A 26,323-nucleotide genomic window follows, 5' to 3' on the forward strand; every position below is an offset into this window, starting at 1 on the left:
CCGGGGCGCCCCGCCCGGGGCGGAGTAGTACGCCTGGCGGCGCTGCGCGTACGCCTCGGTGCCCTTGCTGGGCTTGCGCCGGCGCGGCGGCGCGGTGACCCCCGGGGCCAGCTTGCGCGCGGACACCAGGAACGCGGTGTGCGCGATCATCCGGTGGTCCGGGCGGACGGCGAGGCCCTCGGCGTGCCAGTCGCGCACCAGCGACTCCCAGGCGCGCGGCTCGGTCCAGCCGCCGCGCTCGCGCAGCGCCTCGACCAGCTCGGACAGCTGCGGCGTGGTGGCGACGTAGCCGATGAACACCCCGCCGGGCACCAGCGCCCGCTCGACCATGTCGAGGGTCTCCCAGGGGGTCAGCATGTCCAGGATGATCCGGTCGAAACCGGTCTCCTGGCACTGCGCGACGTCACCGACGTGCAGGTGCCACGACGGGTGCGGCCCGTTGAAGAACGCCTCGACGTTGCGCTTGGCGATCTGGGCGAAGTCGTCGCGCAGCTCGAACGAGTGCAGCTCGCCGTCGGTGCCGACGGCGCGCAGCAGGGAGCAGCTCAGCGCGCCGGAGCCGGCGCCGGCCTCGAGGACCTTCGCGCCGGGGAAGATGTCGCCCATCGCGACGATCTGCGCCGAGTCCTTCGGGTAGATCACCTGGGCGCCACGCGGCATGGAGAGCACGTAGTCCGACAGCAGCGGCCGCAGGGCCAGGAACGCGGTGCCGCCGCCGGAGGTGGTCACCACGCTGCCGTCCGGCAGCCCGATCAGCGCGTCGTGCGCCAGGATGCCGCGGTGGGTGTGGAACTCCTTGCCGGGCTCCAACGTCACTGTGTGCATCCGCCCCTTGGGGTCGGTCAGCTGGACCCGGTCACCGGGCCGGAACGGGCCACGGTGCACGGGTGTCAGCGCCGGAGCGGCGGGGTCGGCGGCGACGGTGGAGGGAGTTGCGGTCACGGTGTCATCTTCCGGTTGGGTTCGAGGAGCTGTGCCAGGTCCCCGATGTGCAGAATGCCGACCACATCTTCGCCTGACGTCACCACGTACTGCGCGCCCGGGTGGGTCTGTACGGCCTCCATCACCCGCTCGCCGTCCCACCCGACCGGCAACGTGGGAAGTGTGCCCAGTGGCCGGGCGACGGCGTCCACCGCCAGCCACGGTCGGCGTTCGACGGGCACCGCGGCGGCGGCGACCGGGTCGACCAGCGCCACCGGTCGACCGGCGGAGTCGGTGACCAGCAGGGCGGAACCGGGCTGCCCGCCCTCGGCGTGCCGGCGCTGGGCCTCGGCCAGGGGCGTGCCGGTGGCCACCGGCCAGGCCGGACGGCCAGCCGGGTGAGGTCGATCAGCGGGAACCGGCGGCTGACCCGGGCAGCCCGGATCGACTGCCCGGCGCCCCGCCAGAGGGTGACGGCGACCAGCAGCATCAGCGGCAGCGCCGGCAGCGCCAGGTAGTCGCCGAGGGTGAGGAGCAGGACCACGACCACGGTGCCGACGGCGACGATCCGGCCGGCCCACCCGGCGACCTCGGTGCCGAGGTGCCGGTCGCGGGTCAGCCCCCACACCGCGGCGCGCAGCGCCCGGCCGCCGTCGAGCGGCAGCCCGGGCAGGCTGTTGAACAGCGCCACGATGACGTTGCTGACCGCGAGCTGGAAGGCGAGCTGGTGTGCCACGGTCTGCTCGGGCAGGGCGAGCGTGGCGGCGACGGCGAGGACGCCGAGCACCGCGGAGACCGCCGGGCCGGCCAGCGAGACGGCCAGGTCGACGCGGGGTGACGGGGCGTCGCGCTCCATCTCGGTGTAGCCGCCGAGCAGCTCCAGGGTGATCCCCCGCACACCGATGCCGTACCGCCGGGCGGTGAGGGCATGGCCCAGCTCGTGCAGCAGCACCGAGCCGAGCAGCGACACCACGAAGCCGAAGCCGATCAGGTAGCCGCTGAGCTGCGGCAGGTCCAGCTGCCGGCGGGCGAACTCGCCGTACAGCACGGCGATGAGCACCGCGAGCAGGACCATGGAGCCGTTGAGGTGCAGCGGAACCCCGAACACCCGGCCGACGTTCAGGCCGAGGCGTCGGTCTGGTCGGCGCGGCGGTCGGGATGTCTGCTCCATCGCCACGATGCTACGGACCGTCGCTGTGCGGGGCGGGCGGCGGTCGGTGTCACACCGGTGCCCTAACCTTTGCCGACATGACGGCGGAATCGGTCACCACCTCCCAACCCTCCCCCGCGGCGCAGGCGCAGGCGCCGTCGACGGTGCGGGCGTCGCTGTCGCCGTCCCGGGCGGCCGATTTCAAGACCTGCCCACTGCTCTACCGGTTTCGCAGCATCGACCGGCTGCCCGAGCGCACCACCATGGAGCAGGCCCGGGGCACGCTGGTGCACGCGGTGCTGGAGCGCCTGTTCGACCTACCCGCGACCGGCCGCACCCCGGAGGCGGCCGGCGACCTGGTGGCCCCCCAGTGGGACCGGCTGGTCGCCGAGCAGCCGGAGCTGGCCGGGATCTTCGACGGCGCGGAGCCGGCCGGTCCGGCCGACTTCCTCCGTTCGGCCGCCGGGCTGCTCCAGGGCTACTTCGCGGTGGAGGACCCGACCCGGTTGGAGCCCGCCGAACGGGAGAGCCTGGTCTCGGCGGTGGTCGACGAGGAGCTGCTCATCCGGGGCTATCTCGACCGGCTCGACGTCGCTCCGGACGGCGCGCTGCGGGTGGTCGACTACAAGACCGGCGGTGCCCCCCGGGAGGCGTTCGAGGCGCGGGCGCTGTTCCAGCTGAAGTTCTACGCGCTGGTGCTGTGGCGCACCCGGGGGGTGGTGCCCCGGGTGCTGCGGCTGCTCTACCTGCGCGACGCGGAGGTGTTGGACTACACCCCCGACGCCGACGAGTTGGTCCGCTTCGAGCGCACGGTGGTGGCGCTGTGGCGGGCGATCGAGCAGGCCACCGCCCGGCAGGATTTCCGGCCCCGGCCGAGCCGGCTGTGCGACTGGTGCAGCCACCAGGCGCTCTGCCCCAGCTTCGGCGGCACTCCGCCGCCGTTCCCGGTGGCGGCGGCGAACGCCGACCCGCTGCGCGACTCCCGGTCGGCTCCGGTGGTGCCCGGCTCCGACGAGTGACGGCCGCCCGGGCGACGCGGTCATCCGCCGGCAGGAGCCGAACGTCACTGCCGGAAACCCGACCGCGCCGGTGCCATCGCGGTCGGGACAGGGCGCCGGGCCGGCCTCTACGGTGATCCGCGACGCATCGGCGTCCGTACGCGAGGATGACCGGTGCGGCGGCACGACGTCGGCGGGACGGGAGTGGAGATGACCGATCGGGTGGCCTCGGCGCGGCCGGTACGGATCCTGCTCGCCGACGACCAACCGCTGCTGCGGACCGGGTTCCGGATGGTGCTCAGCGCCGAGGGTGACCTGGATGTGGTGGCGGAGGCCGGGGACGGCGTGGAGGCGGTGGAGCTGTCCCGCCGGCTGCTGCCCGACGTCGTGCTGATGGACATCCGGATGCCCCGGATGGACGGGGTGGCGGCGACCCGGGCGATAGTGGACGCCCGGCTGCCGGTGCGGGTGCTGGTGTTGACCACCTTCGACCTGGACGAGTACGTGGTGGGCGCGTTGCGCGCCGGCGCCACCGGGTTCCTGGCCAAGGACGTGCCGGCGGAGGATCTGGTCGCGGCGATCCGCACTGTCGCCGCCGGGGACGCGGTGGTGACGCCGCGGATCCTGCGCCGACTGCTGGACCGCTTCGCCGAGCTGCTGCCCGACCCGGCGGCGACGCCGTCGGCGGCCCTCGACGCCCTCACCGACCGGGAACGCGAGGTGCTGGTGCAGGTGGCCAGGGGGTTGTCCAACGCCGAGATCGCGACGGTGCTGTCGGTCAGCGAGACCACCATCAAGACCCACGTCGGGCACGTGCTGACCAAGCTGCGACTGCGCGACCGGGTGCAGGCGGTGGTGCTGGCGTACGAGTCGGGGCTGGTCCGCCCCCGGGCGTAGCCGCGCCGACCCGGGTACCTCACCGGTCGTACCCGAAGATCCCTCCGTGGGGGGACGGCTGCTGTTGCCGTCGTCACCTACCGTGACCGCAGGCGGCTCGGTTCGGTTGACCCTCCTGTGGCGTCAGGCGGAAGTGTCGGTGCTGCGGCCCGGCGTGGGAGAAATCGGTCGACCGGTCGCCGCTCAGGGGCAACCCTGAGCCGGTATGGGGGTGCACCCGCAGCGGGAAATCCGCGCCGGCTCCCCCCAGGGGCGGACGGGACGGGCCGAGACGGCACCGATGATTGAACGGTCGCGCCGGACCATCGGGGGGCGGCGTGCATTTTCGGACAGACGGAAGAGGTAGATGACGTGACCGCGACGGTAGGCCAGCAGGCGCAGGCCGCGGCCCGGGCGAACGACGTGTGGAAGGTGTACGGCAGCGGCGAGGCTCAGGTCGTCGCGCTGCGGGGGGTCAGCGCCGAGTTCGAACGTGGCCGCTTCACCGCGATCATGGGTCCGTCGGGTTCCGGTAAGTCGACGCTGATGCACTGCCTGGCGGGTCTGGACTCGGTGACCCGGGGCACGGTGTCGATCGGTGAGACGACTGTCACCGGGCTGGGCGACGCGGGGCTGACCAAGCTGCGCCGGGACAAGGTCGGCTTCATCTTCCAGCAGTTCAACCTGCTGCCGACGCTGACCGCCAAGGAGAACATCCTGCTGCCGCTCTCCATCGCCGGTCGCAAGCCGGACCAGGCCTGGTACGACACGGTGATCAGCACGGTCGGCCTGCGGGACCGGCTGGACCACCGGCCCGCGCAGCTCTCCGGTGGGCAGCAGCAGCGGGTGGCGTGTGCGCGGGCCCTGGTCTCCCGCCCCGAGGTGATCTTCGCGGACGAGCCGACCGGCAACCTGGACTCGCGCGCCGGCGCGGAGGTGCTCGCCTTCCTGCGCGACTCGGTGCGGCAGCACGGCCAGACCATCGTCATGGTCACCCACGACCCGACCGCCGCCGCGTACGCCGACCGGGTGGTCTTCCTCGCCGACGGTGAGATCGTCTCGGAGCTGATCGAGCCGACCGCCGAGACCGTGCTGGACACCATGAAGAAGCTGGACACCCCGGCCGAGGTGGGCAACTGATGTTCCGCGCGACGATGAAGAGCCTGCTGGCCCGCAAGGTCCGGCTGATCCTCTCCGGGCTGGCGGTGGTGCTCGGGGTCATGTTCGTCTCCGGCGCCTTCGTGCTCACCGACACGCTGGGCCGCTCCTTCGACTCGGTCTTCGCCGACGGCTTCTCCGAGATCGACGTGAACGTCGCGGCGAAGCCGAAGGTGCAAATCAACGAGATGGAGGGCGAGCAGACCGCCTCGCCGCTGCCGGCCGCCGTGGTGGATCGGGTCAAGCAGGTTCCGGGTGCGGCCTCGGCGACGGGCATCGTCAACGCCGACGGCGCCCGGGTGATCGGCAGCAACGGCAAGGTCGTCACGTCGTTCGGGCCGCCGCAGTTGGGCGAGAACTGGATCGGCGAGAGCGATCTGCTGCAACTGCGCGAGGGGCGCGGGCCGCAGGCCGACGACGAGATCGTCATCAACAAGTCGCTGGCCACCGCGGCGAAGGTGCAGGTCGGCCAGAAGGTCGGCGTGCTCACCGCGTTCGAGTCGAAGAAGCGGGAGTTCACCCTGGTCGGCGTGTTCGGCTACAGCGGTGACCGGGACTCGATCGGCGGGGTCAACGAGGTCTTCTTCACCACCCCGGTGGCGCAGCGGCTGATGCTGGGCGAGCCGGACGTGTTCAGCAGCATCACCGTCCGCACCGCCCCCGGCGTGTCCGACGAGACGCTGCGCGACGACGTGGCGCGCACCCTCGGCCCGGACTACGAGGTGAAGACGGGCGAGCAGGTGGCCGCGGACGCCTCGGCCAGCCTGAAGGAGGGCCTGTCCTTCTTCAACAAGATCCTGCTCGGTTTCGCCGCGGTGGCGTTGCTGGTGGGCACCTTCCTGATCCTCAACACCTTCTCGATCATCGTGGCGCAGCGGACCCGGGAGTTGGCGCTGATGCGCGCCATCGGGGCCAGCGGCCGGCAGATCATCGGGTCGGTCGTGCTGGAGGCGATCGCGGTCGGGCTGATCGCGTCGGTGCTCGGCCTGGCGGCCGGCATCGGGGTGGGCGCGCTGCTGGCGTTCCTCTTCGGCAAGCTCGCCGGTGGGCTCACCCTGGCCGGGATCGGTGTGCCGGCGGCCGCGGTGATCGGGTCGTTCGCGGTCGGTCTGGTGATCACCGTGGTGGCGGCGCTGCTGCCGGCGCTGCGGGCGTCCCGGATCCCGCCGATCGCGGCGATGCAGGACGTGGCCACGCCGGACCGGCCGTTGACCAAGGTCACCGTGGCCGGGTCGCTGGTCACCGCTGTCGGCGCGGTGCTGCTCTTCCTCGGGCTCAGCGGCAACGCCGGCGGTCAGACGCTCTCCACCATCCTCGGTGGGGTGCTCTTCGCCTTCATCGGCGTGGCGCTGCTGACCCCGCTGATCAGCCGGCCGGTGGTGAGCCTGCTCGGGGTGATCTTCTCCTGGTCGGTGCCGGGCAAGTTGGGCCGGCTCAACTCCGGGCGCAACCCCCGCCGCACGGCGATCACCGCCGCCGCGCTGATGGTCGGTATCGCGCTGGTCACCGGCGTCACGGTGATCCTCGACTCGGCCAAGGGCAGCATCAGCGCGCTCGCCCAGGACACCATCAAGGCCGAGCTGGTGATCGCCGGCCAGCAGGGCGGTCCGCGTCCGCCGACCTTCGACCCGGCTGTGCTGGACCGGGCCAAGACCCTGCCCGGGGTGCGGATGGTCGACGGTGAGTACGGCGACATGGCGCGGATCGACGGCGAGGGCACCTGGGTGGCGGCCAGCAGCGACGTCGCGTCGCTGCGGCAGATCTTCGGCGCGAAGGCCACCGCCGGGGACATCGACCGGCTCTCCCCCACGCAGATGCTGGCCAGCTCGGACACGGCCAAGTCCCGGGGCTGGTCGGTAGGCTCCACGGTGAAGGTGCAGCTGACCCGGGGCGCGGAGCGCACCTTCACGATCAGCGGCATCTACGAGTCGTCCCAGCTGACCAATCCGGTGACGCTGCCGGTGACGGCGGCGAAGGACTTCGCCATCCCGCAGCCCATCCAGGGCTTCATCCAACTGGCCCCCGGCACCCGGGTGGCCGACGTGCAGCCACAGGTGGAGGCGTTGCTCGCGGACAGCCCCGAGGTGTCGGTGGCGACCGGGACGCGTTCATCCAGCAGCAGATGAGTTCGCTCGACGGGCTGCTCACGATGATCCAGATCCTGCTGGCGCTGGCCATCGTGATCGCGGTGCTCGGCATCATCAACACCCTGGCGCTGTCGGTGTTGGAGCGGACCCGCGAGTTGGGCCTGCTGCGGGCGATCGGCCTGCGCCGGTCGCAGACCATGGGCATGATCACCGTCGAGGCGGTGGTGATCTCGGTGTTCGGCGCGCTGCTCGGCGTGGTGGTGGGCGCCGGTTTGGGCGCCGCGGTGGTCGAGGCGCTCAAGGACGAGGGCATCACCGACCTGGTCCTGCCCTGGGAGCAGATGGGTGTCTTCCTCGGCCTGGCCGCCATCATCGGCGTGGTGGCCGCGGTGCTTCCGGCCGTCCGGGCGGCCCGGATCAACGTCCTGGGCGCCATCGCCCACGACTGATCGGGGGAAAAGGGGGCCCGGTCGGCCAGCAGCGTCGCGAGCAGCTCCAGGTCCGCGTCGGTCAGGCTCTCCAGCTGGTGTACGCCGGTGGTGGTGCTCGCGAGCGCCACCTCCGCCGGTACGGCCAGCACCGCCGCGCCGGAGGCCACCGCGCTGGCCACCCCGGTCGGCGAGTCCTCGATGGCCACGCACCGCTCGATCGGCACGCCGAGCAGCCGAGCCGCGGTCAGGTAGGGCTCGGGGTGCGGCTTGGCCGCCACCACCTCGTCGCCGGCGACCACCGCGTCGAAGTTGTCCCGGCCGAGGGTGTCCAGGGCGATCTCGACGAGCGCCCGGGGGCTGGAGGTGACCAGCGCGGTGGGGATCGCCGCCGCCCGGACCGCGCGCAGCAGGGCGAACGCCCCGGGACGCCAGCGCAGACCGGTGCGGAACAACTCCAGGATCCGGGCGTTGATCCACGCCGCGCTGATCTCCGGGTCCCGTTCGGGCTGGCCCAGGTCGTCGTGCAGGATGCGCATCGACTCGGCCATCGCGGTGCCGATGATCGATTGGCGGGCGTCGGCGGAGAGTTCGCCGCCGTACTCCCGGGCGAGTTCCTGCAACGCGATGTCCCACAGCTTCTCGCTGTCGACCAGCGTGCCGTCCATGTCAAAGAGCACGGCGGCGGGGTGTTGGCTGCTCAGCGGATCCTCCAGGGTGATGACGACACCGCGATCCTGCCAGCCCCGGCGGCGGCCGGTGGCGGCAACGGGTGTCAGGGTGATCCGGGCAACCCGCTCAGCCCAGGTCGCACTCCTTCAGCGAGCCCTCGTAGCCGCGGAAGAACATGTCGGTGCGCTGCTCGGCGGTGCCGTGCGCGCCTTCGGCGAACCACGGCTGGTCCGGGTCGTCGCCGACCGCCGCCACCCCCTCCCGGAACTCCTCCAGGTCGCCCTCGGCGAGGGTCAGCGCGCCGGAGCGCACCGAGTCACCGAGGTACGCCCCGGCCATGCAGTCGGCCTGCAACTCCTGCTGGATGGTGAAGCTGTAGTTGATGCCGAGCCGCACCTGGATGGCGTGCGCGTACTCGTGCCCGAGCAGGTAGAACACGAACGCGTCACCGACCTGGCGGAACGCCGCCACCGACCAGGCCACGTCGTAGGCGATGAAGTCGCCCCGGGAGCAGTAGACGGCGTTGTTGCGGGGCAATGGCTGGCCGCCGCAGGACACCTCCCCCGACCGCTGGTACGGGGTGATCCGCCGGATCGGCTGGAACCGCTGCCCGGAGGCCTTGAACTGGGCCGCCCAGTACCGCTCGGCGACCGCCTGCGCGTCCGCGACGTCCTGCTCGAACTCCGCGACGCTCGTGGTGCTGTCGGCCCGGGTGGTGTTCGGCCCCGGGGAGGCCGGTGACCGCTGCGAGGCGGGCCGTTCGCCCGCCGGCTCGGCCAACCCACCGCCGGCGCAGGCGAGCGACACGAGCGCGGCGACCAGCAGGCCCGCCAACGAACCCCGGCCGAGGGGTCCTGACCGTGCCCTCACGTGTGCCTCCCCAGACATCGGCTCTTGCGGTAGGCAGTACCCCGACGGTACGACCGCCACGCCCGTCACCGGATTCACGTGCGCCCCGCCGGAACGGTTCACGCGCGGTGCCTAGGGATGACGCGGTGACCGAGTCGCTTTCCTGGAAGTCGGGGTATCCGTCGCGCTGGGAGACCCCGACATCAAGGAAACAGAGTCGATCAGCCGCCGGATCAGTGATGCACGCCCGCGCGGAGCGGCTCGCCGGCGAGCCGTCGCCCGCCGGCTGAGCCAGCGGCGGGTCAGGGGCTGGCGGCCAGGAAGACGAAGGCGGCCAGCAGCACCAGGTGCACCCCGCCCTGCAACACGTTGGCCCGGCCGGGCACCACGGTGAGCACGGCGGTCACCGCGGTGAGCGCGAGCAGCGCGAGCTGGGTGCCGCCGAGGCCGAGCAGCAGCGGGCCGTCCAGCCAGATCGAGGCGATCGCGATGGCCGGGATGGTCAGGCCGATGCTGGCCATCGCGGAGCCGAGCGCGAGGTTGAGGCTGATCTGCACCCGGTCGCGGCGGGCGGCGCGGGCGGCGGCCAGGGTCTCCGGGAGCAGCACCAGCAGGGCGATGATCACACCGACGAACGCGTGCGGCAGGTTCGCCGCCGCCACGCCGGCCTCGATGGTCGGCGAGACGGTCTTGGCGTCGCCGACCACCGCGACCAGCGCCACCAGCAGCAGGCCCAGGCTGACCAGCGCGGCGCGGGCGGTGGGCGGCTTGGCGTGCTCCTCGGCGTCTATCACCTGACCCCGGCTGTCGACCGGCAGGAAGTAGTCGCGGTGCCGCCCGGTCTGCACGAGCACGAACAACCCGTACAGGGCCAGCGAGGCGACGGCGGCGAAGGCGAGCTGGGCCGGGCTGAACTGCGGGCCGGGCCGGGCGGTGAAGGTCGGGATGACGAGGCTCAGGGTGGCCAGGGTGACCACGGTCGCGAGGGCGCCGCCGGTGCCCTCGGGGTTGAACACCGCGACCCGTCGGCGCAGCGCCCCGAGCAGCAGGGACAGGCCGAGTATCCCGTTGCAGGTGATCATGACGGCGGCGAAGACGGTGTCCCGGGCGAGCGACTGGGTCTTCTCCGGTGCGCTGATCATCAGCGTGACGATGAGGGCGACCTCGATCACGGTGACCGCGACGGCCAGCACCAGCGACCCGTACGGCTCCCCCACCCGGTGGGCGACCACCTCGGCGTGGTGCACGGCCGCGAGCACCGCCCCACCCAGCAGCGCGGCGACCACCACGACGACGGGACCGGGAAGTTCTCGTCCCCAGGTGACGAGCAACATCAGCACCGCGAGCACGGGTACGGCGACAGTCCAGTCGGTCAGGCGGGATCGAAGCAGGGCTGGCATGCCGTCAAGAGTGCCAGGTCGCGTGATCATGTGCCCACCAACGACGCGGACGGCGAGCGGTATCTGTAACCTATAGGTTACGCTTTCGGGGTGGACGAGGTGGCCACCGCGATCGCGGACCCGGTACGACGGCGCATCCTCACCCTGCTGCGCGACGAGCCACTGGCAGCTGGCGACATCGCCCAGCGGTTCACGATCAGCCGACCCGCCATCAGCCGGCACCTGCGGGTGCTGCGCGAGAGCGGCCTGGTCCGTGACGAGTTGGTCGGTCGACAGCGGATCTACCGGCTCGACCCGGGTCCGCTCGCGCCGCTGGTCGGCTGGCTCGCCGGGCTCACCGGCACCGACCGGTGGGCACGGCACCTCGACGCGCTGGAGACCGAGGTCTATCGCACCCGCCGAGAGCGCCGCAGCCGCGCTCCGGCGGCACACCGAAGGGAAGACACGGCATGACCCGCACCCCCGCCGGACGCCTGTTCCGCACCGCCACCGGCCACGATCTCGTCCTCACCCGAAGCTTCCGCGCCCCGGCGGCGGACGTCTGGGCCAGCCTGACCGAGTCCGAGCGCACGGCCCGGTGGTTCGGCCCGTGGGAGGGCGACGCCAGGCCCGGACAGACCATCCGGGTCCAGCTGGCGTACGAGGAACAGCAGCCCTGGTGCGACGTCCGCATCGACGGGTGCGAGCCACCCCGACGTCTCGCCGTGTCGATGGTCGACGACCACGGCAGCTGGCTGCTGGAACTGACCCTGACCGAGACCGACGGCACCACCGAGCTGCGGTTCGTGCAGCACCTGAGCGACGTGCGGGGCATCGCCGAGGTGGGCGCCGGCTGGGAGTACTACCTGGACCTGCTGGTCGCCTCCCGGGACGGCGCACCGCGCCCCGAGTTCGACGAATACCACCCCGCCATGCGGCCCTACTACCAGGAGCTGGCCGCCACCGAGCAGGCCTAGCCGTCCAGTTCCCGCCGCAGTCTGGCGAACTCGGCGGTCAACGCCGGCAGCGGGAAGTGCGCGTTCAGGCCGCTGGGGTTGGGCAGCACCCAGACCCGGGCCGGGCCCAGCCGGCCCGGCCGCGGGCCCAGCCCGGCCTTCGGCTCGGCGAAGGCGATCCGGTACGCGGTCACCCCGAGGATCGCCACCCAGCGCGGCCGGTACCGGCGCGCCTTCACCGCCAGCCCGGTGACCCCGGCCACCAACTCCTCCGACGTCAGCTCTGCCGCGCGGGCGGTGGCCCGGTTGCTCAGGCTGGTGATGCCCAGGCCCTGCCGCAGCAACTCGTCGCGCTCCCCGGAGCGCAGCTGCCGGTCGGTGAAGCCCGCGCCGTGCAGGGCCGGCCAGAACCGGCTGCCCCGGCGGGCGAACGGCTCCCCGACGGCGGCGGAGTAGAGGCCCGGGTTGAAGCCGCAGAACAGCACCCGCAGCCCCGGGCCGATCACGTCCGGCAAACCGCGCCCGACGGCCGCCGCGATCTCCTCGCGGGTCGGCCGCCGCAGGGGCCCCGCACGGTCGGCTTCCACCTCACCGATCCTGCCGTACGCCCGGACACGCCGGGCCGGGCGCAGGCCGCCGATCGGGTGGGAAACCGTGCGTTTGCCCCACCCGGTCCGGCGCCGTGGCGAAGAGTGTCGGCGGAGGCTGTCGTCGACGGCAGGCACGACGACGTGTCGCGCGCGGAGGTGTGAGATGAGCGACCCGACCGGGCCCGTCCGCAACGTCGTCCTGGTGCACGGCGCGTACGCCGACGGCTCCTCCTGGTCGGACGTCATCCCGCTGCTGCAACGGGCCGGGCTGACGGTGACCGCGGTGCAGAATCCGCTCACCTCCCTGGCCGACGACGTCGCCGCCACCAACCGTGCCCTCGACCGTCAGGACGGACCGACGGTGCTGGTGGGTCACTCGTGGGCGGGCACTGTCATCACCGAGGCCGGCAACCACCCGGGGGTGACCGCCCTGGTCTACGTCGCGGCCCGCGCGCCGGACGCCGGGGAGGACTTCACCACGCTCGCGGCGAGGTTCCCCACGCCGCCCGCGAACTCCGGTCTGGTCCACCACGACGGGTACGCACAGCTCAGCGAGGAGGCGTTCCGCAACGACTTCGCGGGCGGGGTCGACGAGGCCCGGGCGCGGGCCCTCTACGCGGTGCAGGGGCCGATCGCGGGCGACCTGTTCTCCGGTCGTACCACTGTCGCCGCCTGGCGGGACCGGCAGTGCTACTACTCGGTCTCCACCCAGGACCGCACCACCGCGCCCGAGCTGGAGCGGTTCCTGGCCGAGCGGATGGACGCGACGACGATCGAGGTCGAATCGTCGCACCTGGCCATGGTCACCCACCCCGAGACGATCGCCGACCTCATCCTGATGGCGACCCGGGGCACGCGCGCCCCCGCGTCGCGCGGGTAGCACCCCGGCGACGCCGCGGCGGCGCTGGCACTCACCCTCAGCGACCACGAACACGCCATGCTCACCGATCCGTACACACCCCGGCAGCCGACCGGCTACTGAGCCGGCGCGGCCGCCGGCGCGCATCGGGCGTGCCGGCGGCCGCCAGGCGGGAGCGCCTGGGCTTGACGGGGCGCAGACATCGGAGGTTTACTGCCTCAACGACGCCAGTCGATGCATTCTGTCCGTCCATACTGGTCGGTCGGAGTCATCGGCTGACTCGACCACCCCAGCACCGCGCACCTCAGCCGAGCATCGGCGGCCCGGCTTTCCGCACCACCGCCACCCTGGCCCCGTCGGCCTGCCCGTGGGCAGGCCCGGGGTCGACGCTCAGCAGAGGAGCACCCCCATGCGTTCCCGTCCCCGTTTGTTGGCACTCATCACCGGCCTGGCCGTGATGCTGGCCAGCCTGGTCGCCCTGCCGACCCCCGCCTCGGCGGCGCCGCTGACCAAGGTCCTGGTGTTCAGCAAGACCGCGGGCTTCCGCCACTCGTCCATCCCGAACGGCATCGCCGCGATCCAGCAGCTCGGCTCGGCCAACGGCTTCACGGTGACCGCGACCGAGGACGCCGCCCAGTTCACCACCGCCAACCTGGCCCAGTACCAGGCGGTGGTCTTCCTGTCGACGACCGGCGACGTGCTCGACGCCAGCCAGCAGACGGCCTTCGAGTCGTACATCGCCGCCGGCGGTGGATACGTCGGCGTGCACGCCGCCGCCGACACCGAATACAGCTGGCCGTGGTACGGCTCGCTGGTCGGCGCCTGGTTCGACTCGCACCCGGCGATCCAGACCGCGACGGTGAAGATCGAGGACAGCACCAACCCGTCGACCGCGCACCTCGGCACCACCTGGGTCCGCTCCGACGAGTGGTACAACTACCGCACCAACCCCCGCTCCAGCGCACGGGTGCTGGCCAGCCTCGACGAGTCGTCGTACAGCGGCGGCAACATGAGCGGCGACCACCCGATCACCTGGTGCAAGGCGTACGGCGGCGGACGGGCCTGGTACACCGGCCTCGGGCACACCGAGGCGTCGTACACCGACCCGAAGTTCACCCAGATGCTGCTCGGTGGCCTCCAGGTCGCCGCCGGCTCGGTGACCGCCGACTGCTCGCCGCGGACCACCACCCCGCCGCCCACCGGTAGCGGCTCCACCCTGCGGGCCCGCGCCAACAACCAGTACGTGAGCGCGCCCAACTCGACCACCGCGCTGATCGCCAACAAGACCTCCGTCGGCACCAGTGAGCGGTTCGACCTGGTCAACCTCGCCAACGGCAACGTGGCGCTGCGCGCCAAGAGCAACGGTCAGTACGTCGCGGCCGAGAACGCCGGGGCCGCCGCACTGATCGCCAACCGGGCCACCGCGGGCGCCTGGGAAACGTTCCAGCTCGTCCGCAACTCCGACGGCACGGTGAGCCTGCGGGCCACTGTGAACAGCCGCTACGTCGCGGCCGACAACGCTGGCGCCTCCCCGCTGATCGCCAACCGGACCACCATCGGTCAGTGGGAGAAGTTCGACCTGGTCACCACCAACTGACCTGGTCCCCCGCTCGTTCTCCACCACCCCACCTGGTCGTGGTGCGCCCCCGCGCGCCCGTACCCCCGATCGTCGAGAAAGGACGATCATGCTCTCGTATCCCCGGCGCTGGCCCCGGGCGCTCTTCGCGGCGGTGCTCACCGTCGCGAGCGCGGCCCTCGCTGTGGCTGCCCCGTCCACCGCCCAGGCGGTGGTGATTCCCGCCTCCGACTATCAACAGGTCAAGCTCGCCACCGGCTCGTCCGAGCTGGGCGAGGCCATGTCCCTGGCCGTGCTGCCCAACCGCTCGGTCCTGCACACCGCCCGAAACGGCGTCCTGCGGGTGACCGACGTGGCCGGCAACACCAAGGTCTCCGGCACCCTGTCGGTCTACACCCACGACGAGGAGGGGTTGCAGGGCGTCGCCGTCGACCCCAACTTCGCCACCAACCGGTGGATCTACCTGTACTACTCGCCCACGTTGAGCACCCCGTCCGGGGACGCGCCGACCACCGGCTCGCAGTCGGACTGGGACCGGTGGAAGGGGCACCTGCGGCTGTCCCGGTTCACCCTCAACTCCGACGACACGCTCAACCTGGGCAGCGAGAAGATCGTGCTCCAGGTCGCCAACGACCGTGGGCAGTGCTGCCACGTCGGCGGTGACCTGGACTTCGACGCCGCCGGCAACCTGTACCTGACCACCGGCGACGACACCAACCCGTTCGAGTCGTCCGGCTACGCCCCGCTGGACGAGCGGACCGACCGCAACCCGCAGTTCGACGCCCAGCGCTCGGCGGGCAACACCAACGACCTGCGGGGCAAGCTGCTGCGGATCAAACCGCAGTCGGACGGCACGTACACCATCCCGTCGGGCAACCTGTTCGCCCCCGGCACGGCCAACACCCGTCCGGAGATCTACGCGATGGGTCTGCGCAACCCGTTCCGGATGAGCGTCGACAAGGCGACCGGCGTGGTCTACCTCGGTGACTACGGCCCGGACTCGGGGAGCACCAACTCCAGCCGCGGCCCGTCCGGTCAGGTGGAGTTCAACCGCATCACGGCGCCGGGCAACTTCGGCTGGCCGTACTGCACGGGCAGCAACACGAGCACGGAAACATACAATGAATACACCTTCCCGTCCGGGCCGTCGCAGTCGAAGTACAACTGCACGGGCGGGCCGACCAACAACTCGTTCCGCAACACCGGGCTCGGCACGCTGCCCGCGGCGAAGCCAGCCTGGATCAAGTACGCCGGCGACTCCGGGTCACCGTCGGAGTTCGGCAGCGGCTCCGAGTCGCCGATGGCCGGGCCGGTGTACCGGTACGACGCGTCGCTCAACTCCAGCATCAAGTTCCCGTCGTCGCTGAACGGCCTGTTCTTCGCCGGCGAGTACGGCCGGCGCTGGATCAAGCCGATCGCGATCAACGCCGACGGCTCGCGCGGGGAGATCTCCAGCTTCCCGTGGAGCGGCACCCAGGTGATGGACATGGCGTTCGGCCCGGACGGCGCGTTGTACGTGCTGGACTACGGCACCGGCTCGAACAACCAGGCGCTGTTCCGGATCGAGTACATCGGTGGTGGCAACCGCAGCCCGATCGCGGTCGCCTCGGCGAACCCGACCTCGGGGGCGAACCCGCTGACTGTCAACTTCTCGTCGGCCGGCAGCTCCGACCCGGAGGGCGGTGCGCTGAGCTACCTGTGGACGTTCGGCGACGGCACCACGTCCACGGCGGCGAACCCCACCAAGACGTACACCACGAACGGCACCTACTCCCCCACGTTGAAGGTCACCGACCCGACCGGGTTGTCCGGCACGGCGAGCCTGGTCGTCACCGTCGGCAACACGGCACCGACGGTGACGCTCAGCTCCCCCGCCGACGGGCAGCTGTTCACCTTCGGTGACACGGTGTCGTACCAGATCAGCGTGAGCGACCCGCAGGACGGCACGATCGACTGTGCCAAGGTGAGCCTGACCTACGCCCTGGGCCACGACAGTCACGCCCACCAGATCACCTCGAAGAACGGGTGCAGTGGCTCGATCACCCTCCCGACCGACGGGGAGCACGACTCCGCGGCCAACATCTACGGGGTCTTCGACGCCGCCTACACCGACAACGGCGGGCTGACCACGCACAGCATCAGGACGCTGCAACCGAAGCACCGCCAGGGTGAGCACTTCGGCGCCCAGGCCGGTGTCCAGGCCACCGACCACACCAACGCCGAGGGTGGCCGCACGGCCGGCTTCATCGAGAACAACGACTGGATCTCGTACCAGCCGTACAACCTGGCCAACGCCAACCGCTTCACCGTACGGGCGTCGTCGGCCGGCGCGGGCGGCACGATCGAGGTCCGGGCCGGGTCGCCACCGGCACCCTGCTGGGCACCGTCACGGTGCCGGTGACCGGCAACTGGGAGACCTTCGTCGAGGCGTCCGGCACGATCAGCAACCCACCCACCGCGTCGACGACGCTGTACCTGGTCTTCAAGGGTGGGTCCGGCTACCTGTTCGATGTCGACGCGTTCACCTTCGCCACCGGCACCGGTAGCAGCGCACCGGCGACCACCCTGCGGGCGCAGGTCAACAACCAGTACGTGTCGGCGGTCGGCACCAGCGCGTTGATCGCCAACAAGGCAAGTGTCAGCAGCACCGAGCAGTTCGACCGGGTGGACGCCGGCAACGGCGCCATCGCCCTGCGGTCGCGCGCCAACGGGCTCTACGTCTCCGCCGAGAACGCGGGCGCGGAGCCGTTGATCGCCAACCGCACGTCAGTGGGTGCGTGGGAGACCTTCCAGCTCATCAACAACTCGGACGGGACGGTCAGTCTGCGCGCCACGATCAACAACCAGATCGTGGCCGCCGAGAACGCCGGAGCGGGGGCGTTGATCGCCAACCGCACCTCGGTCGGGTCCTGGGAGAGGTTCGTCCTGGCCACCGGCTGACCGATGGTGGGCCCGGCCTGGTCTCGACCAGGCCGGGCGCTACCGGGTGAAGTAGGCGGCGCTCTCCGCGTCGGCCGGGTAGTAGGACTCGACCGAGATCTCGTCGATCGTGATGTCGAGTGGCGTGCCGAAGGTGGTGATGGTGGAGAACAGCCGCAGCTCCCGCCCATCGACCCGCAGGATCATCGGGAGCACCACGTCGGCGTCGACGCGCCGGGCCACCGGTTCGTCGGGCCCTGGTTCCAGCAGTTCCTGGTAGAGCGCGGCGAGCTCCGGGTCGGCGGCGACGGTGAGCTGACGCGAGATCCGGGCGCGGAACACCGCTCGCACGTCCGCCAGGTTGACGACCAGGGCGCCGAAACCGCGCGGGTCCAGACCCAACCGGACCAGGTTCACCGGTGGCCGCAACAGATCGGGCGCGACGTGCGCGAAGAACGGGTCCACCGCGCGGTTGGTCATGACGATGTTCCACTGCCGGTCGAAGACCAGCGCCGGGTACGGCTCGTGCGCCTGGAGCACTCTACGAACCGCGCCGAGGGCAGCGGACAGCGCGCTGTCGTCGAGCGGGCGACGCCGGTACCGGGGCGCGAAGCCGGCGGCGAGCAACAGCTGGTTGCGGTCGCGCAGCGGAACGTGGAGCTGATCGGACAGCCGGACGATCATGTCCGCGCTCGGTGTGGACTTGCCGGTCTCGATTAGGCTGACGTGCCGGGCCGAGACATCCGCGGCGATCGCCAGGTCGAGTTGGCTGAGCCCTCGGCGCTTGCGCCACTGCCGTAGGAGTTCCCCGACCGTCAGCACGATCATGAGCGTACTCGTCGTCGGCGCGAAGGCGATGAAGTGCGACTTCATCGACAGCCGAACCGGCCGGGGCAACACTGACCGGCATGACCATCGAGAACAGGGACATCGTCGGACGCGCGCTGGCGACGCTGATCGAGACGGGCGACGTCGACAGCCTCGCGTCCTCGTTGAGTGAGGACTTCGTCCACCACCGATCGGACTCGACAACCTCGACCAAGGCGCAGTGGCTCGCCCGGGTGCGTGCCGCGCTGGGTCCGACCGCCGGCATGCGGGTCGACGTCACCCACCTCCTGGCCGACGGTGACCACGTCGTGGTGCACTCACGACGCTGGCTGCCCGACGCGGGACCGGAGCTCGTGGTCGTCGACGTCGTGCGCGTCGCCGAGGGACTTATCGCCGAGATGTGGGAGATCATCGAACCGGCGGCCGACACCGCCGCCAACACCGCGTGGTGGGACGCCGCCGCGCAACGCCTAGCGGTCGAGGGCGCGGCGACGACCGGCGGGACCCGCTCGACGGCGGGCTAGATCGGGAAGCGGCCGTGTCGCCAGTGCCAGTGACCACCGGCGCGCAGGTGGTCGATGATCGCGCGCTGGAGCGCGGTGCGGCGGGGCAGCTCGTCCAGCGGCGTGCTCAGCGTGCGGAACCCGAACCGCAGCACCTCGACGTCGCCGTTCGGGCCGTCGTCCTCCCGGTAGGGCTCCAGCTCGAACATCCGCTGGAACCGGACGATGTTGGAGTCCTCCGGAAGGTATTCGCGTAGCTGCGGGTCGAGCAGCCACGAGGCGCAGGAGAACGCCGGGTAGCGCTCGTCGGGGAAGTGCCGGGGGAAGAACGCCCGGGCCTCGTCGAGCGACGCCGCGACCGACTCCGGGGTCAGCGGCCCCGAATCGGGGACGTGCAGGCCGATGGCGCCGTCGCCGCGTTGGTGCTGGAGCCGGCCCAGCTCGTAGACGCTGCCGCGCACGTGCAGCGTCAGCCAGCTCTGCATGATCGGCCAGCCCTCGCCGCGCATCCGCCTGTCGATCGCGAGGTTGCGGCCCAGGTCCGCGAGGGTCACCCAGGACACCGCGTCCGGGATGCCGTGCTCGTGGTGGTATGCCCGCGCCAGGTCGACCAGGGCCAGGTACGCGTACACGAAGAGGTGCCGCCAGGCGGGCCCCCCGCTCGCGCGGCAGATCCGGGCCGGGCGGCAGCCACTCGTAGCCGGCGAAATCGGCGCGGACCAGGGCGATCGTGCGGTCCAGCAGCCAGCGCAGCTCCGGCGTCCACAGTGCCGAGTCGGCGTCGGGCCAGCCCCGCATGATCTCGGCCGCGTCGCTCGGCGGCACCGCGAGCCGGTCGAGGATCGCGGGCGCGTCGGCCTTGGCCGGCAGCGGGGCCGACGGCCCGTCACCGGCGAGCCGGTGGACGCGCTCGACCTCCTCGACGGGCACCCCCAGCCGGGCGGCGATGTCGTCCAGGTCCACCCGGACGACCCTACCGGCGGCCGGATCGGCGGTGTGCCCCGCACGAGGGGCTCACGAGTCCGCGGGCACCCCGGCGTCGAGTTGGCCGATCATCGGGGCGAGCAGGTCGTTGAGTTCCCGGGCCAGCACCACGACGGCCCGACGCGCCGTGGACGCGACGTCGTCCCGCGGGCCGGCCGGCGCGGGCGGCAGGTCACCGAGCGGAACGGGCGCCTCCACCGCGAGCAGGGCGCGCAGGTGCGGGCGGCGCGTCTGATCCTGCTCGGTCGGCGTCGTGAACTGGCCGAACAGCCGGGGCCAGTCGTGCCAACCCCGGTCGCGCTGCCACTGCCTGGTCCAGGTGAGCTCGGCCGGCCAGGGGGACGCCACGGTCACCGCGCACACCATGCTGCCGTCCCACGGGCTGCGGGCGCAGGCGGCCGAGATGATCCGCCGGTGCCAGCGGACGAAGCCGGGCGACAGCTCGCTGGCCAGCCGCCAGGCCGTCGCCGCGAACGTCACCGGCGCGATGTCGCCCCAGGCGTCGGCGAACTCGTCGACCCGGGCGAGCACCTCGGCCTCGTACCGGCCGCGCCCGTCGGTGCCGTGTTCACGGTCGAACTGCTCGTCCACCCAGAAGGCGCGCGGCTCCGGCATCCTCAACCCCGTTTCCCGGCGATGGCGTCCAGCACGTCGAACATATCCGTCAGGACACCGACGGGCCGCCGACGCCGCGCCGGCGCGCGTCGACGCGCGCCCGGGACTCGTGCGGCAGGAGCCTGAGCTGCCGACCGGGTACGGAGCCGGTGGCGGCTAGCCGACGAAGACGCAGAAGGGGTGCCCGGCCGGGTCGGCGTACACCCGCAGGGGTTCGTCGGCGTCGTCGATGCGGTCGTACCGCAGCCGGCCGCCGAGGCGTAGCACGCGCTCGTGCTGGACCAGCAACTCCCGCACGGACGCCACGGTCAGGTCCAGGTGCAGCTGCTGCGGCACGGTGTGCTCTGGCCACGTCGCCTCCGGCAGGTGATCCACCTGCTGGAACGCGATCTGCGGGCCGCCGTCGGGTGCCCTCAGCACCAGCCAGTCACGGCCGCGTTCGTCGGATCCGCCCGCCGCCGGCGGCTCGTCACCGGGCCGGTAGGTGAAGCCCAACAGCTGCCGGTAGAACTCGGCCAACGCCCGCGCGTCGGTGCAGTCGAGGACCACCGAACCGAGCTTGGGCACGCTCTCCTGGTCGACCATCATCACCTCCGGCTGCCATTCTGGCCCCGCCGCCTCCCCCTCGCATCCGCAGCGACGGCCGACGCAGTCAGGCAACCGTCACGTCCTGGACATCTACAACGTCGCGAAGAACAAGCAGTGACCGGAGCCGACCCCCGACGGTGACCGTGGCTTGACAAGGAGCGGCCTGCGGAGTGGACGATGCGGTGTGCGGATTCTGGTGATCGGTGGCAGTGGTCTGATCGGCGCCCACGTGGTGGACGTGTTGCGGGCGCGCGGCCATGCCGCGACCACGGTGGCGCGTACCGCCCAACCCGGCGTCGACCACCAGGCCGATGTCGGGGCCGCCTCCGTCGACGAACTGCGGTCGCTGCTCGCCGGCCACGACGGCGTCGTGTACGCCACCCGCACCGACGAGCAGCGACCGCTGCCCAGACCGATCTACCCGCGGTTTCGCCGCGACAACGTCGAGCCGGTGGTACGCCTCTGCACCGCCGCCCGCCTGGAGGGCCTCACCAGAGGCGTCGTCATGGGCTCGTACTACACCTACTTCGACCGGCTGCACCCGCAGTGGCGGCTCGCCGAGCGGCACACGTACATCCGCTGCCGCCTGGAGCAGGCCCGGGAGGGACGGGCCGCGGCCGCCCGGACCTGCCGGTCGCCGTCCTCGAACTGCCCTTCGTCTTCGGTCGATCCGGTGACCGGCTGCCCAACTGGGCCGGGCCGCTGGACCGGTGGGCGCGCTCGGGTACCCCGCTGCTCGCCCCGACCGGCGGTAGCGCCGCGGCCTCGGCCCGCAGCGTGGCGGACCTCGCGGTCGACGCCCTGGAGCAGGCCAGCGGCGCGGACATCCCGGTCGCCGACGTCAACCTCCCCTGGGCCGACATGCTCGCCCGGATCGCCGAGGCGGTCGGTCGACGCCGCCGCGTCGTCCGTCTGCCGGCCGGCGCGGCGCGGGCCGCGCTGCGACTCGGCGGCGCGACGCAGGCCCTCGGTGGCAAGGAGTCGGGGATCAACCCCCGCTACCTGGCCGACCTCCTGCTCACGGACCTGTTCATCGAGCCGACCACCGGCCGCTCGCTGGACTCGGCGCTGCGCGAGACCTTCCCCGCCGGCGACCCGCCCTAGTGCGGCAGCCGCCGCTGGGTGGCGGCGACGGCGTCTGCGGCGACAGTGAGCGGGTCGGCGGGCGCGGCCGAGGAGATGACCGAGGTCAGGGCCGCCGGTGCCGAGGAACCCGTGCCGGACGTTGCTGGCGATCGAGGCGAGCATCGGCGGCTGGAACGGCAGGAGGGTGTCATCGGCGAGTAGCCGCGCGCGGTACTCCTCCAGCCCGATCGTGCGGTGCGCGATGCCGAGACGCTCAGCGACATCGGTGGCGGTGAACGGGTCACCGACCAGGTCGTAGATCATGCCGACGTGTGCGGTCGGGTCGCTCGCGACGACGGCCGCGGCCTCGGCCAGGTCCGCCCGCGCCACCGCGGCGAGCGCACCGTCGCCGAACGCCGATTCCAGGCCGTCCGGCCCGCGGGCCAGCAGCGCACCGAACAGCTCGGCGTAGAGCCCATTGCGGAGGACCGTCCAGCCGAGTCCGCTGGCCCTGATCAGATGCTCGGTCGCGCGGTGGGCGAGGGCGAAGCCCAGGTGATCCCCCGCACCGGTCAGGCTGGTGTAGACGACATGTGCCACGCCGTCGCGGACCGCCGCGTCGAGAACAGCCCGGTGGCGTACGACGACCCGGTCGTCCTCGGCGTACCCGGCCGAGACGAGGACCACTGTCGAGACGCCGGTGAGGTCGAGGCTCGCGGGTTCGTCGAAGTCGACCCGACGTTGCCCCGCCGTGGGGGTACGGCTGCCGCCCAGGGCGGGCGCCCCTCGCCCGGCCAGTTCCTGCAAGGTGCGCGAGGCCAGTTGCCCGTTCGCGCCGGTCACCATGATCATTGCGGTTGTGTCTCCCACCGTGGTTCTCTTCAGTAACTACGACGGTGAGAGCCTGAATCGGCTGCGACCGGCCCACAAGGAGGCAGTTTCGTGTCACCGACGCACACCGAGGTAACCCACAGCACCGCGGACCTCGAACCCTGCGGGCAGGCGGAGCACCCCGACTGTGGGATCCGCGACGTCCTCGACCGCGTGGGGGACAAATGGTCGGTGCTCGTGATCGTCGAACTTGCCAGCGGACCCCGGCGCTTCCGGCAACTCCAGCGGGCCATCGACGGGATCTCCCAACGCATGCTGACCCTTACGGTCCGCCGGCTGGAACGAGACGGCCTCGTCCGTCGTACCGTCTATCCCAGCGTGCCCGCCCAGGTCGACTACCGCCTCACCCAGACCGGCGCGAGCCTCACCCACCTCGTCAAAGCGCTCGCCGACTGGTCACTTGCGCACCGCGCCGCCATCGCCCAGGCCCGACAGGACTACGACGGCGCACACCCCGACAACGAGATCCGCTGACGCCGGACTGTCATCGACGAATAGGCACTGCCTCACGGTTTGTCGGCGAAAGGCAGGGGTACCACCCGCAGTGCTCCGGCGGACCGCGTCACCCCAGGCGCTGGCTCCGGAGCGCGACACTCGCCGCCCGGCCCAGGAGGCAGCAATGCAGGCAATGGTCTACCGCGGCCCCTACCGCATCCGGGTGGAGGAGAAGGACCGGCCCCCGATCGAGCATCCCAACGACGCGATCGTACGGGTGACCCGGGCCGCGATCTGCGGCTCCGACCTGCACCTCTACCACGGCATGATGCCCGACACCCGGGTCGGGATGACCTTCGGTCACGAGTTCGTCGGCGTCGTCGACGAGGTGGGCCCGTCGGTGCGGAACCTCAAGCCCGGTGACCGCGTCATGGTCCCCTTCAACGTGTACTGCGGATCGTGCTTCTACTGCGCCCGTGGCCTGTTCAGCAACTGCCACAACGTCAACCCGAACGCCACGGCCGTGGGCGGGATCTACGGCTACTCGCACACGTGCGGCGGGTACGACGGCGGCCAGGCCGAGTACGTCCGGGTGCCGTTCGCCGACGTCGGCCCGAGTCCCATTCCCGAGTGGATGGACGACGACGACGCGGTTCTGCTCACCGACGCCCTCGCCACCGGCTACTTCGGGGCGCAGCTCGGCGACATCGTCGAGGGCGACGTGGTGGTGGTCTTCGGTGCCGGGCCGGTGGGCCTGTACGCCGCCAAGTCGGCCTGGCTGATGGGCGCCGGCCGGGTCATCGTCATCGACCACCTCGACTACCGGCTGGAGAAGGCGGCGTCGTTCGCCCACGCCGAGACCTACAACTTCGCCGAGTACGACGACATCGTGGTGCACCTGAAGAAGATCACCGATCACCTGGGTGCCGACGTGGCCATCGACGCGGTCGGGGCGGAGGCCGACGGCAACTTCCTCCAGCACGTCACGGCGGCGAAGCTGAAGTTGCAGGGCGGCTCGCCGGTCGCCCTGAACTGGGCGATCGACTCGGTCCGCAAGGGTGCCACCATCTCGGTGATGGGCGCGTACGGGCCGATGTTCAGCGCGGTGAAGTTCGGCGACGCGCTGAACAAGGGGCTGACCCTGCGGATGAACCAGTGCCCGGTGAAGCGGCAGTGGCCACGCCTGTTCGAGCACGTCCGCAACGGCTATCTGAAGCCCAGCGACCTCGTGACCCATCGGATTCCGCTGGAGCACATCGCCGAGGCGTACCACATCTTCTCCGCCAAACTCGACGGCTGCATCAAGCCGCTGATCGTCCCGAACGCCGCCTGACCGAACGCCGCCCTGACCAGACCGGGAGCCGACCATGCCGTACTCAGCGGACAAGCCGAAACTGGCCGAATCGAGCGACGAGTTGCGGGCCCGTATCCCCGGGTGGGGCGTCGACCTCGACCCGAAGGACCGGCCCTCGGTGCCCAAGCTGCGCTTCGATGCGAACCTCAACGGCGCGCACTGGGAGTTTCCCGAACGCCAGCCCGAGAAGTGGCCGCGGGAGCGGTCAATCGAGCACAAATTCCTCACCCCCGTCTTCGGCACCGCCTGCCCACCCAAGGGGCTCTCCGGGATGATCCGCCGGTACTCCTACCGCACCTACAGCGAGGGGCGCGCCGCCCACTGGCTGCTCCTGCTCGCGGCGGACCGGGTGGACGCGGTGGAGAGCACCCTCGGGTCGTTGCTGAGCCGCCGCCCGGACAACCCGGTCACCGAGACCGGGGTCCGCAGCGAGTTCACCCACCACGGACTCGCCTCGCGGCTGGCCGGCAAGCGGGCGGACCGCGCACACCACCCGCTGGACCCGATCATCGTCGCCGCGCCCTGGGTGCTGGCCGGCGGTGCCGTGTACCTGGCGCTCAGCAGGGTCGTCAGGCGCCGCAGAACCTAGTCAGAGCCCCGCGCCCGGTTCGGTCGACGGCGGCCGGGGAGGCTGGGCCTGCCGCACCGCGAGGTCGACGAACTCGGGCACCAGCGGCGAGCTGTTCTCCTCGGCCCAGGCCAGGCAGACCTGGTTGGGCCCGAGGTCGGCGACGGGCAGGTGGACGACGTCCGGCCGGGTGTAGAACGTCGCGGTCGACAGCGGCAGGATCACCACCCCCGCGTACGCGGCGACGTGTTCCAGTTTCTCCTCGACCGAGTTCAATTCCGGCCGGGGGGCGGCGGGTTCGCTCGGGCGGTTCGGCAGGTCCCGCCACTCCGGCACCGCGTCCGGGTCCTGGAGCAGACGTTCCTCGCCCAGTGCGGCGAGGTCGACGGACGCCGCGCCGGCGAGGCGGTGCTCGCTGGGCAGGACCACGACGCGGGGTTCGGTGAACAGTGGGCGCAGCCGCAGGCCACGCTGGTCGGTCGGCAGCCGCACGTAGCTGACGTCGGCGCGACCGTCGCGCACCACAGCGGCCTGGTCGGCCCAGGACGTGCGGAGGACACCGACGGTCAGGTCGGGGTGCAGCTGAGCGAGGGCGCGGGCCTCGGCGGTGACGATGATGCCGGGCATGAACGCGATGGTGAACGTCTGCCGATCGTGCGCCGCCCGTTGCACCCGTCGACGCAGCGCCTCCGCCGAGGCGAGCAGCGCCCGGGCGTCGGTCAGCAGTTGACGACCGGCCTCGGTCAGCACGGTGGAGCGGCGATCCCGGACGAAGAGCTCGGCCCGGAGTTCCTGCTCGAACGCCCGGATCTGCCGCGACAGGACCGGTTGGGCGATGTGCAGCCGCGCGGCGGCCCGGCCGAAGTGCAACTCCTCCGCGACCGCCACGAAGTAGCGGAGCTTGCGCAGATCGACGTCCATCCGGCTCCCGTCCGTGCTCGCTCCCGGTTATGTCACGGTACCCGACGCGTTGATGCCCAACGGGCATCACAGCAGGTGAAAGAGGTCTTGGACGCGGATCGCGGCGTCGACGCACTGTGGTAACCGTCCGCACCACACGATCCGGAAGGAACC

22 protein-coding genes and 5 pseudogenes are annotated in these 26,323 nt (G+C 71.6%); 14 read left to right on the plus strand and 13 right to left on the minus strand.

The window, feature by feature from the left end:
• A partial coding sequence (locus tag JM949_RS10100) for a tRNA (adenine-N1)-methyltransferase (RefSeq protein WP_407664722.1) occupies positions 1 to 942 on the minus strand: 942 nt, incomplete at its 3' end.
• Positions 939 to 2,029, minus strand: a pseudogene (locus JM949_RS10105) (site-2 protease family protein). The gene JM949_RS10100 and the pseudogene JM949_RS10105, both read right to left, overlap by 4 nt.
• A gap of 140 nt (positions 2,030 to 2,169) precedes the next feature.
• Here JM949_RS10105 and JM949_RS10110 point away from each other — a divergent pair.
• From JM949_RS10110 to JM949_RS10125, 4 genes and pseudogenes are all read left to right on the plus strand, one after another.
• A complete protein-coding gene (locus tag JM949_RS10110; protein ID WP_203148153.1) occupies positions 2,170 to 3,090 on the plus strand; it encodes a RecB family exonuclease in 921 nt (306 codons plus the stop codon).
• A gap of 189 nt (positions 3,091 to 3,279) precedes the next feature.
• On the plus strand, positions 3,280 to 3,966 hold the full coding sequence (locus JM949_RS10115; protein WP_203148154.1) for a response regulator: 687 nt from the start codon (positions 3,280 to 3,282) through the stop codon (positions 3,964 to 3,966).
• A gap of 351 nt (positions 3,967 to 4,317) precedes the next feature.
• The gene (locus tag JM949_RS10120) at positions 4,318 to 5,085 is read left to right on the plus strand and encodes an ABC transporter ATP-binding protein (protein ID WP_203148155.1); all 768 of its coding nucleotides are present in this window, start codon (positions 4,318 to 4,320) and stop codon (positions 5,083 to 5,085) included.
• Positions 5,085 to 7,639, plus strand: a pseudogene (locus JM949_RS10125) (ABC transporter permease). Before JM949_RS10120 ends, JM949_RS10125 begins: the two are co-directional and overlap by 1 nt.
• A gap of 26 nt (positions 7,640 to 7,665) precedes the next feature.
• On the opposite strand, the pseudogene JM949_RS10130 reads toward JM949_RS10125, so the two are convergent.
• The 3 genes and pseudogenes from JM949_RS10130 to JM949_RS10140 form a co-directional block, all read right to left on the minus strand.
• Positions 7,666 to 8,298: pseudogene (locus JM949_RS10130) on the minus strand (HAD family hydrolase); the annotation flags it as partial.
• Positions 8,299 to 8,416: 118 nt separating this feature from the next.
• Positions 8,417 to 9,160: a neutral zinc metallopeptidase gene (locus JM949_RS10135; RefSeq protein ID WP_203148156.1), complete on the minus strand. Its 744-nt coding sequence runs from the start codon at positions 9,158 to 9,160 to the stop codon at positions 8,417 to 8,419.
• A gap of 281 nt (positions 9,161 to 9,441) precedes the next feature.
• Positions 9,442 to 10,539: a calcium:proton antiporter gene (locus JM949_RS10140; protein WP_203148157.1), complete on the minus strand. Its 1,098-nt coding sequence runs from the start codon at positions 10,537 to 10,539 to the stop codon at positions 9,442 to 9,444.
• Between the two features lie 90 nt (positions 10,540 to 10,629).
• On the opposite strand from JM949_RS10140, the gene JM949_RS10145 reads away from it, so the two are divergent.
• Together JM949_RS10145 and JM949_RS10150 are read left to right on the plus strand one after the other, a co-directional pair.
• Positions 10,630 to 10,992, plus strand: coding sequence for a metalloregulator ArsR/SmtB family transcription factor (locus tag JM949_RS10145; protein WP_203148158.1), 363 nt, complete (start codon positions 10,630 to 10,632; stop codon positions 10,990 to 10,992).
• Entirely contained in the window at positions 10,989 to 11,495 is a 507-nt protein-coding gene (locus JM949_RS10150) for an SRPBCC family protein (RefSeq protein WP_203148159.1), read from the plus strand. Before JM949_RS10145 ends, JM949_RS10150 begins: the two co-directional genes overlap by 4 nt.
• On the opposite strand, the gene mug is transcribed toward JM949_RS10150, so the two are convergent.
• A complete protein-coding gene (gene mug / locus JM949_RS10155; protein WP_203148160.1) occupies positions 11,492 to 12,061 on the minus strand; it encodes a G/U mismatch-specific DNA glycosylase in 570 nt (189 codons plus the stop codon). The genes JM949_RS10150 and mug overlap by 4 nt on opposite strands.
• A 166-nt stretch (positions 12,062 to 12,227) precedes the next feature.
• Between mug and JM949_RS10160 the strand changes: the two genes are divergently transcribed.
• From JM949_RS10160 to JM949_RS10170, 3 genes and pseudogenes are all read left to right on the plus strand, one after another.
• Positions 12,228 to 12,944 (plus strand): alpha/beta fold hydrolase, encoded by a 717-nt coding sequence (locus tag JM949_RS10160; protein WP_203148161.1) that lies wholly within the window; start codon positions 12,228 to 12,230, stop codon positions 12,942 to 12,944.
• A gap of 388 nt (positions 12,945 to 13,332) precedes the next feature.
• Positions 13,333 to 14,520 carry a ThuA domain-containing protein gene (locus JM949_RS10165; RefSeq protein WP_203148162.1) on the plus strand — a complete coding sequence of 396 codons (1,188 nt, stop codon included), beginning with the start codon at positions 13,333 to 13,335 and terminating at the stop codon, positions 14,518 to 14,520.
• An 88-nt stretch (positions 14,521 to 14,608) separates the two neighbouring features.
• A pseudogene (locus tag JM949_RS10170) lies at positions 14,609 to 17,439 on the plus strand (PQQ-dependent sugar dehydrogenase).
• Between the two features lie 39 nt (positions 17,440 to 17,478).
• Here JM949_RS10170 and JM949_RS10175 read toward each other — a convergent pair.
• Complete coding sequence (locus JM949_RS10175) at positions 17,479 to 18,291, minus strand: helix-turn-helix domain-containing protein (RefSeq protein WP_238432896.1); 813 nt, start codon at positions 18,289 to 18,291, stop codon at positions 17,479 to 17,481.
• A 35-nt stretch (positions 18,292 to 18,326) separates the two neighbouring features.
• Here JM949_RS10175 and JM949_RS10180 point away from each other — a divergent pair, with 35 nt between their 5' ends.
• A complete protein-coding gene (locus JM949_RS10180) occupies positions 18,327 to 18,770 on the plus strand; it encodes a nuclear transport factor 2 family protein (protein ID WP_238432897.1) in 444 nt (147 codons plus the stop codon).
• Here the strand turns inward: JM949_RS10180 and JM949_RS36770 are convergent.
• From JM949_RS36770 to JM949_RS36775, 4 genes are all read right to left on the minus strand, one after another.
• On the minus strand, positions 18,767 to 19,381 hold the full coding sequence (locus JM949_RS36770) for an acyltransferase domain-containing protein (protein WP_309232092.1): 615 nt from the start codon (positions 19,379 to 19,381) through the stop codon (positions 18,767 to 18,769). The two genes, JM949_RS10180 and JM949_RS36770, sit on opposite strands and share 4 nt — an antisense overlap.
• A 382-nt stretch (positions 19,382 to 19,763) precedes the next feature.
• Entirely contained in the window at positions 19,764 to 20,348 is a 585-nt protein-coding gene (locus JM949_RS10190) for a hypothetical protein (protein ID WP_238432898.1), read from the minus strand.
• A gap of 156 nt (positions 20,349 to 20,504) precedes the next feature.
• Positions 20,505 to 20,933: a VOC family protein gene (locus JM949_RS10195; RefSeq protein ID WP_203148165.1), complete on the minus strand. Its 429-nt coding sequence runs from the start codon at positions 20,931 to 20,933 to the stop codon at positions 20,505 to 20,507.
• A gap of 67 nt (positions 20,934 to 21,000) precedes the next feature.
• Entirely contained in the window at positions 21,001 to 21,297 is a 297-nt protein-coding gene (locus JM949_RS36775) for a hypothetical protein (RefSeq protein ID WP_238432899.1), read from the minus strand.
• Here JM949_RS36775 and JM949_RS39060 point away from each other — a divergent pair.
• A pseudogene (locus tag JM949_RS39060) lies at positions 21,178 to 21,450 on the plus strand (NAD(P)-dependent oxidoreductase); the annotation flags it as partial. The gene JM949_RS36775 and the pseudogene JM949_RS39060 sit on opposite strands and share 120 nt — an antisense overlap.
• A gap of 8 nt (positions 21,451 to 21,458) precedes the next feature.
• Here the strand turns inward: JM949_RS39060 and JM949_RS39065 are convergent.
• Positions 21,459 to 22,871: an NAD(P)H-binding protein gene (locus JM949_RS39065; RefSeq protein ID WP_309232093.1), complete on the minus strand. Its 1,413-nt coding sequence runs from the start codon at positions 22,869 to 22,871 to the stop codon at positions 21,459 to 21,461.
• A 72-nt stretch (positions 22,872 to 22,943) separates the two neighbouring features.
• Between JM949_RS39065 and JM949_RS36780 the strand changes: the two genes are divergently transcribed.
• The 3 genes from JM949_RS36780 (at position 22,944) to JM949_RS10220 (ending at position 25,270) form a co-directional block, all read left to right on the plus strand.
• Positions 22,944 to 23,366 (plus strand): winged helix-turn-helix transcriptional regulator, encoded by a 423-nt coding sequence (locus JM949_RS36780; RefSeq protein ID WP_203148166.1) that lies wholly within the window; start codon positions 22,944 to 22,946, stop codon positions 23,364 to 23,366.
• A 145-nt stretch (positions 23,367 to 23,511) separates the two neighbouring features.
• Positions 23,512 to 24,660, plus strand: coding sequence for a zinc-dependent alcohol dehydrogenase (locus JM949_RS10215; RefSeq protein ID WP_203148167.1), 1,149 nt, complete (start codon positions 23,512 to 23,514; stop codon positions 24,658 to 24,660).
• 34 nt (positions 24,661 to 24,694) lie between these two features.
• The gene (locus JM949_RS10220) at positions 24,695 to 25,270 is read left to right on the plus strand and encodes a hypothetical protein (protein ID WP_203148168.1); all 576 of its coding nucleotides are present in this window, start codon (positions 24,695 to 24,697) and stop codon (positions 25,268 to 25,270) included.
• Here the strand turns inward: JM949_RS10220 and JM949_RS10225 are convergent, their stop codons facing one another.
• The gene (locus JM949_RS10225; protein WP_203148169.1) at positions 25,271 to 26,170 is read right to left on the minus strand and encodes a LysR family transcriptional regulator; all 900 of its coding nucleotides are present in this window, start codon (positions 26,168 to 26,170) and stop codon (positions 25,271 to 25,273) included. It abuts the gene before it with no gap.
• Positions 26,171 to 26,323 lie beyond the last annotated feature (153 nt).

Source organism: Micromonospora tarensis, assembly GCF_016803395.1.
Lineage (GTDB): Bacteria > Actinomycetota > Actinomycetes > Mycobacteriales > Micromonosporaceae > Micromonospora > Micromonospora tarensis.